Consider the following 14,664-nt stretch of genomic DNA (forward strand, 5'->3'; position numbering starts at 1 on the left):
GGAGTCAAGTTGGCAAGTATAGCCGTTTGTCCGGGGAGTTTTGATCCAATTACATATGGCCATTTAGATATCATCCGCAGAGGTGCTAAGGTTTTCGATAAGGTTTATGTTGTGGTATTAAATAATGTCGCAAAAAATTCACTCTTTACTGTTGAAGAAAGGCTTGACCTGATAAAGGAAGTTACAAAGGACATCCCGAACGTGACGGTCGATCAATTTTCCGGGCTGCTTGTCGATTATGCCAAGACTGTGAACGCAAATGCAATCCTTCGGGGACTTAGGGCTGTTTCCGATTTTGAATATGAAATGCAGATTACCTCGATGAATAGGTTTTTAAACGATCATGTGGAAACCTTTTTTATGATGACTAATAATCAATATTCCTTCTTGAGCTCCAGCATTGTGAAAGAAGCGGCAAAGTACAAAGGGGATATTTCCGGGCTTGTTCCGCCTCCAGTAGAAATAGAATTGAAAAAAAAATACAGATAAAAAAAGAGCTAATTTTAGCTCTTTTTTATATTAGTTTCTTTTAGCCTGACAAATAAGATTAAGACATACAATGATAATGAGCATATCGTTATGAGCGGACCCAATTCGAGGAGTTTATGATAAATATCCTTTGTCCATATGCCATCTCCAAATACCGGCAGGGCGCCTGCAGGCTGATTATGGCTTTGGAAGCGCACATAAATGGGATTCCATAATAGAAGCGTAAAGAGGCCGGCAAAAATGCCTTGGAAGATTCGCGCAATAAAGAATGGCCGAAAGCGGATATCAGTCTGGGCTAAGATACTAGCAACCTGTGCTTGGACACTAAAACCGCTGAAGGCTAAAATAAAGCTTGTTATGATCGCTTTCTGCAGAAGTATGGCATCATCTACTCGACTGGTCAAATCGCTGCCAAGAGTGATTTCAAACAGTCCGGAAATAAATGGTATGCTTAACATTTCCGGAAATCTAAAAACAGAAAAAATCATTTCCACGAATTTTGCCAGCACAGCTGTTATATGTAGATGGTAAAGAAGTTGATTAATAACAGAAAATAGGATGATAAAACCACCGACCATCAATAATGTTTGAATCGATGAGGTAACAGCATCGCCGAGAAGCTTTCCAATCGGGCGGTTATCCTTTATCCTTGTGCGGTGCAAAGCTGATAAGGCTTCCCGAATTTTAAATTTTTTGGTATTTTTCGCTTTATTAGGCGACTCCTTTCCGTGGAAACGCATCATAATGCCAACACATATGTTTCCCAAATAATGAGCAACGGCCAAGAGAATTCCTAATTGGGTATTGTGAAAAAAACCGACAGCTACTGCTCCAAAGATGAATAAGGGATTAGAGGAATTGGTGAAAGAGACGAGTCTCTCAGCTTCAATTTGTGTTATGTGTCCTTCTTGCCGCATTCTTGCGGTAAATTTTGCTCCTGCCGGGAATCCTGAGGCCATTCCCATGGCCCAAACAAAGCCCCCAACACCGGGAACTTTGAAAAGTGGTCTCATTAAAGGCTCAAGAAGAACTCCTATGAACTTGACCACTCCAAACCCGATCAACATTTCTGAAACAATAAAAAAAGGCAGGAGGGAAGGGAATACGATTTCCCACCACATATTAAGGCCACGGACAGAGCCTTCAAATGATTCTTTTGGATAGAAAATAAGTGACGCCGCTAAAACGATGCCAGTGATGGCTAAAGCAAGCGTTTTGAGCTTTGACCGAAACATCGAAGAGTTCTCCTTCCTTGTGAAGCTGTCCAGCTGCAGGCGCCATCGGCTCGAGTCACAAGCGGGTCTGTCCAAAAGGCTAAAGAACAACCTTTCGGCCGGCTTGTCATGTGCTTGGCTACAGAAAGCTTTCGCTTTCTTTACATTAAGGGCGACTAATCCCTGTCTTCGCTGCGATTGCAAGTGACAAGCCGCCCTATATCTCCGATAGACGGGCGCCTTCCGCTTTTCTTTCTGCATGTCCTAATATAAAATAAATATACTCATAGAATGTTGATTTAGACCATAAGATTGAACAGGATTTATTAGATGCATATCAGGAGGGTTCTAATATGGAGCACCCTAAGATTGGCTTGGCGCTTGGCTCTGGAGGGGCCCGCGGGTTTGCTCATTTAGGAGTTATTAAGGTTTTAAAGGATGCCGGCATCCCGATTCATATGATTGCAGGCAGCAGCATGGGAGCCCTGGTCGCCTGTTTTTATGGAGCAGGGATTGATCTAGACCTTCTATATAAATATTCAACTGCTTTTAGGAGAAAGTATTTTCTTGATTTTACTGTTCCGAAAATGGGATTTATTACAGGCAAGAAAGTAAAGGACTTTATTCGTATTTTTACCCATGGGAAAAATATCGAGGACATGTCAATACCACTTGGGATTGTGGCAACAGATTTATTAACCGGAGAAAAAGTGGTTTTTAAAGAGGGACCAGTGGCAGAGGCTGTCAGGGCAAGCATTTCCATACCCGGAATTTTTGTACCCGAGAAGTATGCGGGAAGAATCCTCGTGGATGGAGGAGTTGCTGACCGTGTTCCCATTTCTGTTGTGCAAGAGATGGGGGCGGATATTGTGATTGCCGTGGACGTCTCTCGGGTTAAGCGAAACGCTGAAATTACCTCGATTTATGATGTCATCATGCAAAGTATTGATATTATGCAGACTGAGATTATCAATTTCCACGAAACATCTGCAAATGTAATGATTCGCCCCCCTGTCGAGGGCTATAGTTCGCGGGCATTTACTAACATTGAAGAAATCATTAAAATTGGCGAAGACGAGGCAAAAAAATATCTGGAGCAAATTAAGAAGGAAATTGAGAATTGGAAGGGGTGATGGCAGCTTGCGAAAAAAACTATCAATTGGTATTTTCTTTATCCTTGCAGTGTTTTTGATTGGCGGAATGTATTATTCATTACCTTATTATGTTTCAAAACCAGGGATGGCAAAAGAACTTGCTCCAATCATAACAGTTGAAGGCGGTTATCCCGAAAAGGGAAATTTTATGCTGACAACTGTCCGGATGGGAAGGGCTAATATCTACTCATATATAGAAGCCAAAATGAGGAAATATGAGGAAATCTATCCGCTTGATATGGTATTAAATGAACAGGAAACGGAAAAAGAGTATAATGTCAGGCAGCTGCATTTGATGGCAGCATCAAAACTTAATGCAATTGAGGCAGCATACCATAAAGCAGGGCTGCCAGTAAATTATAAATATAAGGGGATTTATGTGATGCAGGTCCTTCCGGGAATGCCTGCAGAAGGGCAACTCCAGGCTGGCGACCGTGTTTTTAAAATAGATGGACACACATTTCCCTCTTCAAAAGATTTCATAGAATATTTAGGAAAAAAAAGTGCCGGCGATCAAGTGATATTAACCTATTCAAGAAATAACGAGGAAAAAAGTGTGGAGCTTATCCTTAAGCCCTTTAAAGATCAGCCTGGGAAGGCAGGCATCGGCATTTCACTTGTGGATGATAAAGAAATCTCCGTCGATCCCAAGGTAAAGGTCAGAACAGATGAAATCGGCGGGCCTTCTGCGGGTTTAATGTTTACCTTGGAGATATATAACCAGTTAACCAAGAATGACCTTACGAAAGGCTACCAAATTGCCGGAACGGGAACGATTGACCCAGAGGGCACAGTTGGGCCGATTGGCGGTATCGAACAAAAAATTGTTGCCGCTGATAATGCCGGTGCAGAAATCTTTTTTGCACCGAACGAAAAGGGTGCGAAGGACTCCAATTATCGGGCAGCATTAAAGGCAGCACAAGATATCAAAACAATGATGAAAATTGTTCCGGTGGATAACTTTGACGATGCTGTAAAATATTTAGAAAAATTGCCAAAAAAGAAATAGGATGGTGCCGAAGAGGCCGCCGTCCTATTTCTTTACTATAATGGGAGGCTGTTTGAATTCCTGTTCCATCAAAAATTTTTTTGCTGGGCCCGGGATTCCCATTGCATATACCCTAGCAGCCTTTAGGTCGAGGTTAATCTTATCGTCCTTAAATGAAGACAATTTAGCAACCAGAGGCAAAGCAAATTCCTTTTTCCTTTTATTTAGATATTCTTGTCCTCTCTCAGACATCCCAAGCAGCCTTAAATAGCCCGCTCGTTTGCTTCCTTCCATGTCTATTTTTTTGCTATTGGTCAATATGTGAACACATAATCGCTGCAGCCTCGTCCAAGTATAACGTTTTGTTTTTATACTTTCCATAAAATCCTGAAAGCTTTCCGCTTCTATAGCGGCATGTTGTAACCTGTTCTCAAGTCCCTCTTCAGCCTCATATATTTCTTCTAATTCTTCCCGGGAGGAATGGAGGAGACGAAGCTGAAGAAATGGCCAATAATTTTCCCAGCGGTGGTAAAGACCATGTTGTGTTAGATATTCATGTAATAATTGTCTAGTAGGTTCTGGTACATACTGATTAATTTCAGATGGTCGGTTAATATCGGCGAAAAGCGCTTTCCTGATGCTGGTTGCACTGGCAATGGTTTCGGAGGCAAAATGTTCATCATGATAGTCGGCATTTTTGCGTACAACAGTTAAGGGAGTAATCTCGCTTCTTTGCTCGTGGATTGCTTTTATGTAGTGAAAGCCTAGTATGTTGTTCGGCTTGGCCAAATCTAAATAATTTTCCGAATTTGACAGCTGATTGTATGATAATGCTAAAGCCCTCGGATAGCTGACACCTGACTCCATAAAATGCTTTATATTTTTTTCATGGGAATCCTGCTGACTTTTCAAAAAATGAATCGTTTGTTGAAAAGCTTCAATATCCCCGCTTTCACTGCCAAAACAAAGGTACTGACAACCTGCAGCAGCAAGGATGGACACTGCCCCATTTGCAAAGGTTTCGGCTTTTTGTGTGGCAAATCGATAGGGAAGTTCAAAAACGATGTCCACGCCATTTAATAAGGCCATTTTCGTTCTTTGCCATTTGGAAACAAGTGCAGGCTCCCCCCTTTGCAGAAAATTTCCGCTCATCACCGCAATAACCACATCCGCTTGGGCCGCCTCGCGGGATGCCTGCAAATGAAAGGCATGTCCATTATGAAATGGGTTGTACTCAACGATAACACCAACTGCTCTCATAACTCTCTCCTTGAAAATTTTATTAGTATCATTATAGCAATTTATTCCGTTTTCCAATCGAAATATATGATATGATGATACATGTGTTTGCAAAAGGTATTTATGGATACACTATAATGGAAAAAATTTTTTATTTATGCAGCACAAGGTGAAGTGTAAAGAAAAAATATTGACAAAAATTTTATCGAAAGCTATAATTACCTTTGTTGCCTTGGGGTGATTCAATTGAAATGGACAATAAATCAATTGCAAAAATATCGAAATAAGGAATTTTCGATTGACGATACCATTCGGGTTGACGAGCTTAAACTGGATGACCCAACCATTCGTGAAGTGTCTCCAATGCAAATTACCGGACGTGGGGATATTGATTCATCAAAAGTTACCTTTCATTTAAAAATTGAGGGGTATCTGATTCTTCCATGTTCGCGAACCTTAGTGGATGTCAAATTTCCAATTAATGTCGAAACAACGGAAACTTTCCTCTTGCAAAATTCAGTTTTCCAAACTGAAGAGGAAGCCCATCAGGTAAAAGGAGATATGATTGATTTAAAACCAATCTTAAGAGAAATTCTCTTGCTTGAGGTTCCAATGCAAGTATTCTGCGATGATGTCCATTCTGAAGATGCAGCACCGCAATCCGGAAAGGATTGGGAGGTTATTCAGGAGGAGGAACAATCTAAAAAGATTGATCCACGTCTTGCAGGGCTAGCTAAGTTTTTTGACAAAAACAATTCTTCGGAAAGCTAATCGAAATGATCTGACTTCAAGCGCTCCTGCGCATTTCTTATAAGGAGGTGGGAAGAATGGCTGTACCTTTTAGAAGAACTTCTAAAACTGCGAAGAGAAAGCGTCGTACTCATTTTAAATTAAACGTTCCTGGTATGGTAGCATGCCCAAACTGTGGTGAAATGAAACTTGCTCACCGCGTATGCAAATCTTGCGGAACATACAAAGGAAAAGAAGTAGTAAACGACTAATTTCTACTTAGATAAAGCACAAGGAGCAAACGCCCTTGTGCTTTTGTCATTTCAAAACCATACATACTTTTTTAATTGAGAGGGTGAGAAAAAATGGCTTTTTCGATTGAAAAGCGGGACCCAGGATATTTATTATTTACTATTGAAAGAAGCGAAAAGCGAAACGCCATTAACTACGATGTTATGGAAGGGTTAGTGGAAGCGTTAGAAAAAGCTAGTGAACCCGACATAAAAGCTCTTGTTATTACCGGGAGCGGTGAAAGTGCGTTTTGCTCTGGCGGAGACTTATCCGTTTTTCATCTCCTGCACACCAAAGAGGATGCGTATCCAATGCTTTCGAAAATGTCCAATATACTGTATTCCTTATTAACCTTGCCCATTCCTACCGTTGCATTAATGAACGGTCCAGCGGTTGGCGGGGGCTGTGAGCTTGCAGTTGCCTGTGATTTCCGGCTCGCTAGAAAAGGCGTTAAAGCAGGGTTTGTTCAAGGGAAACAAGCCATTACGACGGGTTGGGGTGGAGGCTCTATTCTTGTCGAAAAGTTTCCATCCCCATCTGCCATGAAGCTTTTGATGGAAGCAGAGCTCGAAACTGCAGAATATTTAACGGAAACCGGCTTTATTCATCACCTATTCGACGGAGATTCCCTTCAACAATGTGAAGATTTTCTTGAAAAAATGCTATCCAATGATTTAGAGGTTCTCAAATCCTATAAAAGAATCTGGATTAACAAGTGGAAGCAAGCAGGTCTACGTGAAAGAATAGAGGAAGAGGTTAAAAATTGTGCCATCCTTTGGGAAAGTGATGCCCATCATCAATATGTAAAAAATTTTATTAAGAAAAACACCAGATAAGATGAATTCACAGCTCCAGATTAAGTCTATCTTTTCTAGTAGATGCATATGTTTATAAAAACACTACTAGGAGGGGATATGATGTCACCAACTCGACAAGATGCTTGGAGCCAAGATGAGGATTTACTGCTTGCTGAAGTAGTATTAAGGCATATTCGAGAAGGCGGGACACAGCTTCAAGCATTTGAGGAGGTAGGGAAACAGCTATCGCGGACACCTGCGGCCTGTGGATTCCGATGGAATTCTTATGTAAGAAAGCAATACAAGTCTGGAATAGAGCTTGCGAAGAAGCAGCGTAAAGAATTGAAAAAACATATCGCTCCTGCTGAAGCTGGCTCAGCCTCTGAAATAATCCAAAAGGAAGCTGTCTCGACTGAACCAGGTGGGACATTGACATTTCCGACTGTTATTCAATTCTTAGAAGGAATTTATAAACAAGTGGAGAATTTTGCTGAGCTTGAAGAGGGAAGCAGGAAGTCTTCCGAAAAAATAAAAGAATTAGAAAAGCAAACTTATTATTTAGCAGCAGAGAATGAAAGACTTACTGAGAACCTAAAGGCCATCGAAGAGGACTACCGTTCATTACTGGAAATTATGGAAAGAGCTCGAAAAATGGTTGTCCTTCAGGATGAAGACCGTCAATCGAAAGTTAGATTCCAGATGGATAAAAACGGCAACCTGGAAAGAGTAGAGAAATAGAAAAAGCGGACATCCGGTCCGCTTTTTTCATTTTTATGGTTGTGCTTCCACACCTTCTGGATACCAGACAAGCGGATTTTCCCCGCGGTCTCGTTCCATATCGTACTCAACACTTGTAAAGCCCATCTTTTCCCAAAAGCCGCGAGATTGCATTCTTGCATTTGTCTTAATAGGAAGTCCAAAGCTTTTTGCGAAATCTACAAGTTGTCTACCAAAGTCTTTTCCCTGATAGTCTTGTAATACTTCCAGTTTCCATAATTCCAAATAACTTTGTGGAGGATAAAAATATCGATCGAATTTAGCTTCAATTTGGTATAAGCTCATCCGGGCAACTAGCTTATCTCCATAGTAAATACCATAAAACGGTGAATCGATATCATTATCTATCATATTGGCTTCTAGATCCTCAAACATTGAAAGCTCTTGAAGACCATATTCTTTAAACTTTTTAAATTCTTCTAGAGTTTTGAAATTAACTTTTAATTTTTCCACTTTAGTCCCCATGTTCTTCCTCCTAGAAATTATATTCTGTATTATTGTATATATTTTTTTTTACTGAATAACATGTTATGGATTATTTTTTCATTATTCAATTGAATTACTATCATTATAATACAAAAAAACTTAAATTTCCTCATTGAATAATCGGAAGCGGTTTCAAAAAATTGCAGGAAATTCGAAGAATGATGTAGAAACTTAATAGTGAAAGTGACATTGGGATAGGAAAGGGGAAGAAATGTGCAAAAAATTTTAATTGCCAATCGGGGAGAAATTGCCCTTCGTATTATTAGAACGTGCCAAGCGATGGGAATTGAGACAATTGCTGTTTATTCCGAGGCAGATAGGGAGATGCCTTTTGTAAAGGCTGCTACGAGGGCGGTATATATTGGGGAAGCCCAAGTTAACAAGTCTTATTTGCTGGCAGAGAAAATATTAGAGGTAGCAAAAGCAGAAAAAGTGGATGCCATCCATCCTGGTTATGGCTTTTTATCAGAAAATGCAGCCTTTGCACAGCAAGCCAGAAACGAAGGCATAATCTTTATCGGACCGAAGCCCGAAACAATCGAATTAATGGGAGATAAAATTGTTTCCCGGCAAACAATGGAAAAAGCGGGAGTTCCGGTCGTCCCAGGCAGCGGCAACGGTTTAAAAACGGTTGAAGCGGCCCTTGCCTTAGCAGAAAAAATAGGCTATCCGATTATGTTGAAGGCGAGCGGCGGCGGCGGCGGAATCGGGATGGTGTTATGTGAAAATGAGCAAGCGCTCGCTAAGTCGTACGCATCCACCAAAGCAAGGGCGCTAGCCTATTTTGGGTCGGATGAGGTATTTATTGAAAAATACATCGCGGATGCCAGACATATTGAGGTTCAAGTTTTCGGTGATGAATTGGGCAACATCATTCACTTATTTGAACGGGACTGTTCGGTCCAAAGAAGGCACCAGAAGGTTATCGAAGAATCTCCATCCCCGTTTCTTTCCGATTCAGTCCGTCAGCAAATGTATGAAACGGCAGTTAAAGCGGCTCGTGCCGTCAATTATACAAATGCGGGAACGATTGAATTTATTGTTGATGAGAACGAGAATTTTTATTTTCTAGAAATGAATACGAGACTGCAAGTTGAACATCCAGTAACTGAGTGTATTACAGGTCTTGATTTAGTAAAATGGCAGATTCTCGTTGCGCGGGGAGAAAGGCTGCCGCTGTTGCAGCCAGAAGTCCATTCTTCCGGCCATGCTGTGGAATTTCGTCTGTATGCGGAAGATCCTGTACGCTTTTTGCCTTCACCTGGCAAAATCACTACCTTGAGGTGGGAAGAAAAAGAAGGTGTTCGGATCGATTCAGGATATGAAGAAGGCGGAACGGTCACCCCATTTTATGATCCGATGATAGCAAAATGCATTTTTTATGGTGCAAACCGACAAAAAGCATTGGAAGCGGCTGAGGATTTCTTCCAGGAAATTAAAATTGAGGGGATTAAAACGAATGCCCCGTTATTCTTAAATATTCTTGCTAATAGAGATTTTCAAAATGGAAATTATACCACAAGCTTTTTAACAAAAACATTAGTAAATTAAGGAGTGTTTTAAAGATGAAAGAAATTACAGCGTCAATGGCAGGAACCGTACTTAATATTTTCACAGCAGCAGGCGAATCAATAAACATGGGTCAAGAGGTATTAATGCTCGAATCCATGAAAATGGAAATTCCAATTGAAAGCAGTATCGAAGGTGTGGTCAAGGAAGTAAAGGTTAACATCGGAGACTTCGTAAATGAAGGCGATGTGCTGGTTGTTCTAGTTTAGGAGGTGCATTATGGCACAGACGAACACATTAAATGACCGATTAAACGAATATCGGAAACAAATCGAAGCCGGCGGGCATCCAAAATATCATGAAAAGGCCAAAGAGCAGAATAAGCTGTTTGTCCGTGACCGCTTAAGGTTAATATTTGATGATGGAAAATATGAAGAAGACGGCAAGTTTGCCAACTTCGCGGCCGGTGACCTGCCTGCTGATGGCGTAGTAACAGCAATTGGCAAAATAAATGGCCAGACTGTCTGTGTAATGGCAAATGACTCCACCATTAAGGCAGGCTCCTGGGGAGCTCGGACCGTCGAAAAAATCATTCGTATTCAAGAAACAGCTGAGAAATTGCAGGTGCCCTTATTGTATTTGGTGGATTCGGCAGGGGCGCGAATTACCGACCAATTAGAGATGTTTCCAAACCGCCGCGGGGCCGGAAGAATTTTTTATAATCAGGTAAAGCTTTCCGGCATGATTCCGCAGGTTTGTATCTTGTTTGGGCCATCCGCAGCAGGCGGGGCTTATATCCCAGCTTTTTGCGATATTGTCATCATGGTCGACCAAAATGCCTCCATGTACTTAGGGTCGCCACGAATGGCGGAAAAGGTCATCGGCGAAAAAGTGACGCTGGAGGAAATGGGCGGGGCTCGCATGCATTGTACAATTTCGGGCTGTGGGGATGTTCTAGCTTTCAGCGAGGAGGAAGCAATTGAGTCTGCCAAAAGATATATCAGCTTTTTTCCAGCCAATTTTAAAGAAAAGCCAAAAAAGATTGCTGGTTCTGCGGCTAAGGAAGGAAGAGAATTAGAAGCGATTATTCCGGAAAACCAAAATGCCCCATTTGATATGTATGAGTGTATGGATAGACTGGTTGATGCCGGCAGCTTCTATGAAATTAAGAAATTATTTGCACCTGAGTTAATAACTGGACTTGCTAGAATAGATGGAAGACCGGTTGGCATCATTGCCAACCAGCCGAAGGTAAAGGGCGGGGTCCTGTTTGTCGATTCCGCGGATAAAGCCGCAAAATTTATTCAGCTTTGTGATGCCTTTCATATTCCATTATTGTTCTTGGCAGATGTGCCGGGCTTTATGATTGGAACAAAGGTCGAGCGTGCGGGCATCATCCGCCATGGGGCTAAATTAATTGCTGCCATGAGTTCTGCCACAGTGCCAAAAATCTCAGTCATTGTTCGCAAGGCATACGGCGCTGGGCTTTATGCGATGGCAGGCCCTGCCTTTGAACCGGATTGCTGCATCGCACTGCCTACCGCGCAAATCGCTGTAATGGGTCCTGAAGCGGCGGTTAATGCTGTCTACTCCAATAAAATAAATGAAATCAACGATCCAAAAGAAAGAATCGCTTATGTTCAGGCGAAGCAAAAGGAATATAAAGAAGCTATTGACATTTATAAGCTAGCGTCTGAGCTTATTGTTGATGAAATTGTTGCCCCATCCGAATTAAGGAGCGTACTCATCCAGCGCTTTGATTACTATGAAACAAAAGAATTGAATTTCTGTGTCAGGAAACATCCTGTCTACCCAGTCTAAAAAAAATATCCCTTTTCGAACTTTCTGTCGAAAAGGGTTTATTTTTTTACAAACAATTAATTGCATTTGGTAAAATACGGGTAAGACGATTTAAAGAAGGGATAGCGATGAAGGTTGGAATTATTGGAGCGGGTTCATTAGGTTTATTATTTGCTGCCTATTTGAGCCGGGCTTTTGAAACTATTATTTACACAAGAACCCCGGCACAAGCTGAGCAAATTAACAATAATGGAATCGTGCTAAAAATAGGAAATACTGTAACGAGCACCATCGTACAAGCCTTGCCAATTAGTGAATGGAAAGGGAATGAAACTGTTACGGTTGTTGCTGTAAAACAATATCATCTACAAACGATTATTGAAAAAGTAAACAGCTTAGCGGCACCAGCTAATATACTTTTTATTCAAAACGGTATGGGGCATTTAAAGCTGCTCGAAGCGATTGAGGGAAAAAATATTGCGGTAGGCTCTGTGGAACACGGCGCCTTAAGAGAAAATGCCTACACGGTTTATCATAATGGCAAAGGAATCACGAATGCTGCTATTTATAAAGGAATGGCGGATTGGCTGTATCTTCTTGCTGCTAAAGTACCGAATGATTTTCCGATTGCAATAAGAGAAAATTATTTTGATATGCTGCTAAAGAAATTAATTGTCAATGCAGCCATTAACCCTCTGACGGCCATTCTTCGCGTCAAAAATGGAGACTTGATCCAAAATCCATATTACCTGCAGGCATTGAACAACTTATTCGCGGAAATTTCGGACGTGCTTAGTTTAGAGGATAAGGAAGCCTATTTGCAGCATATTTATTATGTTTGTCAATCAACAGCCGAAAATCGTTCGTCCATGCTAAAAGATTTGGAAGCGGGCAGAATGACCGAAGTGGACGCAATTTTAGGGTTTCTCATAGAGGAGGCTGAGAGGCTTCATAAAAAGGCTGCGCAAATACAGGGGCTATATTTTCTTATTAAAGGAAAAGAACAAGAAGGAAGGAGTGAGCAGTTTTGAGCGCCATCCTATCGACTTTGTTAACGCTGTTGTTCATTATGCCGTTCCTAGGCTTTCTATTGGTTTTTCTAGTCTTTAAACTCATCACAAATGATACTCGGAAATCAGTGCATCATGCCCTTGATTATTCAACCATATTATTTATTATTTCTGTTCATTTTTTAGTAAAAACAATTTGGGGGAATTCATTTTTTTGGATAATACTACTAATAATGATTTTCATTGCGATTATTTTTGTTGTTGTCCATTGGAAGGTAAAAGATGAGATTATTTTAACTAAGGTGATGAAAGGTTTTTGGCGGTTTAATTTTCTTCTGTTTTTTCTTGCCTATATATCCCTGACACTATTTGGTTTAATTCATCGGGCTATAATCTTTTCGTTAGCATCTTAAAAAAATTGAGGCATATGTTTTTTTTATATAGGCTGGGGAGTGGTATACTCTTAAAAGAATAATTTGGGTTTACAGAAAGGGAGTTTATGAATGGAGATTTTAAATCTCTCTTTACCAGCGGCCAACCGGTTCGCTTCAAATTACTTGGCACAATCAAAGGATATTATGCCTTTTTTTCATTATCACTTCAATGATTTAAACGAAGATTTAAAGAGGATGGCTGAATTAAAGGAGAGAAGCTTTCCGCGCATTGAGACTGCCAGGCATATAGAAAGCTTTATGGAGCGATTTGGCACCTCGGAAGCGGTGAAAAACTCCCTTGAGAAGCTAAAGCGTGAGGACAGTGCAGTCGTAATCGGGGGACAGCAGGCAGGAATCCTAACAGGTCCGCTTTATTCGATACATAAGGTTATTTCAATCATTAAATTGGCAGAACAAAAGGAAAAGCTTCTTGGGATTCCGGTTGTGCCTGTGTTTTGGATTGCAGGTGAAGACCATGATTATCAAGAAGTGAATCATGTCTATGTTCCGATGGAAGAAAAGCTTGATAAATGGACCTATCCGAAAAGGGTTCATAGCAAACCTATGGTAACTGATATTCCATTGGATCAGGAAATCTGCCGAGAATGGGTTCGGAATATTATTGAGAATTTCGGAGAATCGGAGCATACGAAGCGGCTATTAGAGTTTGCTGAAAGGCAGATTGAAAAATCGGCCACCTTTGTTGATTTTTTCGCTTATATAATCATGGAGTTGTTTAAGGATTATGGTTTATTACTTGTCGACTCAGGCGATAAAAGCTTCCGGCAGCTTCAAAAGGATTTTCTAACGGAGCAAATTGTCAATCATGAGGTAATCACCTTTTCACTATTGGAACAGCAAAAGCAGATAGCAGAGAAAGGATTTCCAATCACCATTGAAGCCGGGGAATATGCTGCTAATTTATTTTATTATGATCTAAAATTAAATGAACGCATTTTGCTGGAATATGACCGGGGCGCCAATCGCTTTGTGGGGAAAAGTGGAAGAGTGACCTTTACCCAACAGGAATTAGTGGAGATGGCAGTACAATATCCTGAAAAATTTAGCAATAATGTGGTGACCAGGCCGCTCATGCAGGAATGGCTCTTTCCTACCCTTGCCTTTATTGCGGGTCCAGGGGAGATATCATATTGGGCGGAACTAAAGCTTGTCTTTGAACATTTTAACATGAAAATGCCGCCGATTGTTCCTCGTTTAAATATTACGTTTTTGGACCGCTCAGTGGAAGCGGAAGTGACACAATTAAATTTAAAGCTAGAGGAAGTTTTACAAAGGGGAACGAATCAAGAAAAAGAACAATTTCTTGAAACCGTGAAGGATAAGGAAGTTGAAGCGTTATTTTCTACAGTTAAAGAAGAATTGCTTAAACAATATCAGTTTATTGAAGCAAAAACAGCTGTGATTGACCGGGGTCTCCTGCCGCTGCTAAAGAAAAATGAAAGCTATCTTCTTAAAGAGATTGGATTCATGGAAACAAAGCTCGAAGATGCAGTAAAGCAGAGACACGACATCCAACTAAAAAAATTCAGCCGGATCAATCTCGCCTTAAGACCAGACGGATCCCCACAGGAAAGAGTCTGGAATATTTTCTATTACTTAAATCAATATGGATTAACCTTTATCAAAGATCTCATGATATTACCATTCGAATTTGACGGTCTGCACAAGGTTATCAAAATCTAGGGGCTTTCCAAAAAGTCAGGTAACTGACTTTTGGAAGCCCCTC

16 protein-coding genes are annotated in these 14,664 nt (G+C 40.9%); 13 read left to right on the forward strand and 3 right to left on the reverse strand.

Annotation, left to right across the window (positions count from 1 at the left end; genetic code table 11):
* The first annotated feature begins 9 nt into the window (after nucleotides 1-9).
* On the forward strand, nucleotides 10-489 hold the full coding sequence (gene coaD / locus ACZ5AE_RS09205; protein WP_464571552.1) for a pantetheine-phosphate adenylyltransferase: 480 nt from the start codon (nucleotides 10-12) through the stop codon (nucleotides 487-489).
* A 14-nt stretch (nucleotides 490-503) separates the two neighbouring features.
* On the opposite strand, the gene ylbJ is transcribed toward coaD, so the two are convergent.
* The gene (gene ylbJ / locus ACZ5AE_RS09210; RefSeq protein ID WP_464571554.1) at nucleotides 504-1,724 is read right to left on the reverse strand and encodes a sporulation integral membrane protein YlbJ; all 1,221 of its coding nucleotides are present in this window, start codon (nucleotides 1,722-1,724) and stop codon (nucleotides 504-506) included.
* 332 nt (nucleotides 1,725-2,056) lie between these two features.
* Here ylbJ and ACZ5AE_RS09215 point away from each other — a divergent pair, with 332 nt between their 5' ends.
* Nucleotides 2,057-2,836 (forward strand): patatin-like phospholipase family protein, encoded by a 780-nt coding sequence (locus ACZ5AE_RS09215; RefSeq protein ID WP_464571556.1) that lies wholly within the window; start codon nucleotides 2,057-2,059, stop codon nucleotides 2,834-2,836.
* Between the two features lie 7 nt (nucleotides 2,837-2,843).
* Nucleotides 2,844-3,866, forward strand: a complete 1,023-nt coding sequence (locus tag ACZ5AE_RS09220; RefSeq protein WP_464571558.1) for a SepM family pheromone-processing serine protease — start codon at nucleotides 2,844-2,846, stop codon at nucleotides 3,864-3,866.
* Between the two features lie 24 nt (nucleotides 3,867-3,890).
* On the opposite strand, the gene ACZ5AE_RS09225 is transcribed toward ACZ5AE_RS09220, so the two are convergent.
* Nucleotides 3,891-5,105 (reverse strand): nucleotidyltransferase, encoded by a 1,215-nt coding sequence (locus ACZ5AE_RS09225; protein ID WP_464571560.1) that lies wholly within the window; start codon nucleotides 5,103-5,105, stop codon nucleotides 3,891-3,893.
* Between the two features lie 225 nt (nucleotides 5,106-5,330).
* Here ACZ5AE_RS09225 and ACZ5AE_RS09230 point away from each other — a divergent pair, with 225 nt between their 5' ends.
* The 4 genes from ACZ5AE_RS09230 to ACZ5AE_RS09245 all read left to right on the forward strand — a co-directional run bounded on the left by ACZ5AE_RS09230 (nucleotide 5,331) and on the right by ACZ5AE_RS09245 (nucleotide 7,639).
* On the forward strand, nucleotides 5,331-5,855 hold the full coding sequence (locus ACZ5AE_RS09230) for a YceD family protein (protein WP_464571562.1): 525 nt from the start codon (nucleotides 5,331-5,333) through the stop codon (nucleotides 5,853-5,855).
* Between the two features lie 56 nt (nucleotides 5,856-5,911).
* The gene (gene rpmF / locus ACZ5AE_RS09235; protein WP_213116438.1) at nucleotides 5,912-6,085 is read left to right on the forward strand and encodes a 50S ribosomal protein L32; all 174 of its coding nucleotides are present in this window, start codon (nucleotides 5,912-5,914) and stop codon (nucleotides 6,083-6,085) included.
* A gap of 93 nt (nucleotides 6,086-6,178) precedes the next feature.
* Nucleotides 6,179-6,940 (forward strand): enoyl-CoA hydratase/isomerase family protein, encoded by a 762-nt coding sequence (locus tag ACZ5AE_RS09240; protein WP_464571564.1) that lies wholly within the window; start codon nucleotides 6,179-6,181, stop codon nucleotides 6,938-6,940.
* Between the two features lie 81 nt (nucleotides 6,941-7,021).
* On the forward strand, nucleotides 7,022-7,639 hold the full coding sequence (locus ACZ5AE_RS09245) for an RsfA family transcriptional regulator (protein ID WP_464573582.1): 618 nt from the start codon (nucleotides 7,022-7,024) through the stop codon (nucleotides 7,637-7,639).
* A gap of 33 nt (nucleotides 7,640-7,672) precedes the next feature.
* On the opposite strand, the gene ACZ5AE_RS09250 is transcribed toward ACZ5AE_RS09245, so the two are convergent.
* Nucleotides 7,673-8,143 (reverse strand): N-acetyltransferase, encoded by a 471-nt coding sequence (locus tag ACZ5AE_RS09250; RefSeq protein WP_464571566.1) that lies wholly within the window; start codon nucleotides 8,141-8,143, stop codon nucleotides 7,673-7,675.
* 234 nt (nucleotides 8,144-8,377) lie between these two features.
* Here ACZ5AE_RS09250 and ACZ5AE_RS09255 point away from each other — a divergent pair, with 234 nt between their 5' ends.
* The 6 genes from ACZ5AE_RS09255 to bshC all read left to right on the forward strand — a co-directional run bounded on the left by ACZ5AE_RS09255 (nucleotide 8,378) and on the right by bshC (nucleotide 14,621).
* A complete protein-coding gene (locus tag ACZ5AE_RS09255; RefSeq protein ID WP_464571568.1) occupies nucleotides 8,378-9,715 on the forward strand; it encodes an acetyl-CoA carboxylase biotin carboxylase subunit in 1,338 nt (445 codons plus the stop codon).
* Nucleotides 9,716-9,729: 14 nt separating this feature from the next.
* Complete coding sequence (locus ACZ5AE_RS09260; protein WP_464571570.1) at nucleotides 9,730-9,942, forward strand: biotin/lipoyl-containing protein; 213 nt, start codon at nucleotides 9,730-9,732, stop codon at nucleotides 9,940-9,942.
* Nucleotides 9,943-9,952: 10 nt separating this feature from the next.
* Nucleotides 9,953-11,494 (forward strand): acyl-CoA carboxylase subunit beta, encoded by a 1,542-nt coding sequence (locus ACZ5AE_RS09265; RefSeq protein ID WP_464571572.1) that lies wholly within the window; start codon nucleotides 9,953-9,955, stop codon nucleotides 11,492-11,494.
* A gap of 107 nt (nucleotides 11,495-11,601) precedes the next feature.
* Nucleotides 11,602-12,504, forward strand: a complete 903-nt coding sequence (locus ACZ5AE_RS09270) for a 2-dehydropantoate 2-reductase (protein ID WP_464571574.1) — start codon at nucleotides 11,602-11,604, stop codon at nucleotides 12,502-12,504.
* 38 nt (nucleotides 12,505-12,542) lie between these two features.
* Nucleotides 12,543-12,896, forward strand: coding sequence for a DUF3397 domain-containing protein (locus tag ACZ5AE_RS09275; protein ID WP_464573583.1), 354 nt, complete (start codon nucleotides 12,543-12,545; stop codon nucleotides 12,894-12,896).
* A 90-nt stretch (nucleotides 12,897-12,986) separates the two neighbouring features.
* Nucleotides 12,987-14,621, forward strand: a complete 1,635-nt coding sequence (gene bshC / locus ACZ5AE_RS09280) for a bacillithiol biosynthesis cysteine-adding enzyme BshC (RefSeq protein ID WP_464571576.1) — start codon at nucleotides 12,987-12,989, stop codon at nucleotides 14,619-14,621.
* The last annotated feature ends 43 nt before the right edge of the window (nucleotides 14,622-14,664 follow it).

It is taken from the genome of Neobacillus sp. S1227 (genome assembly GCF_055385255.1).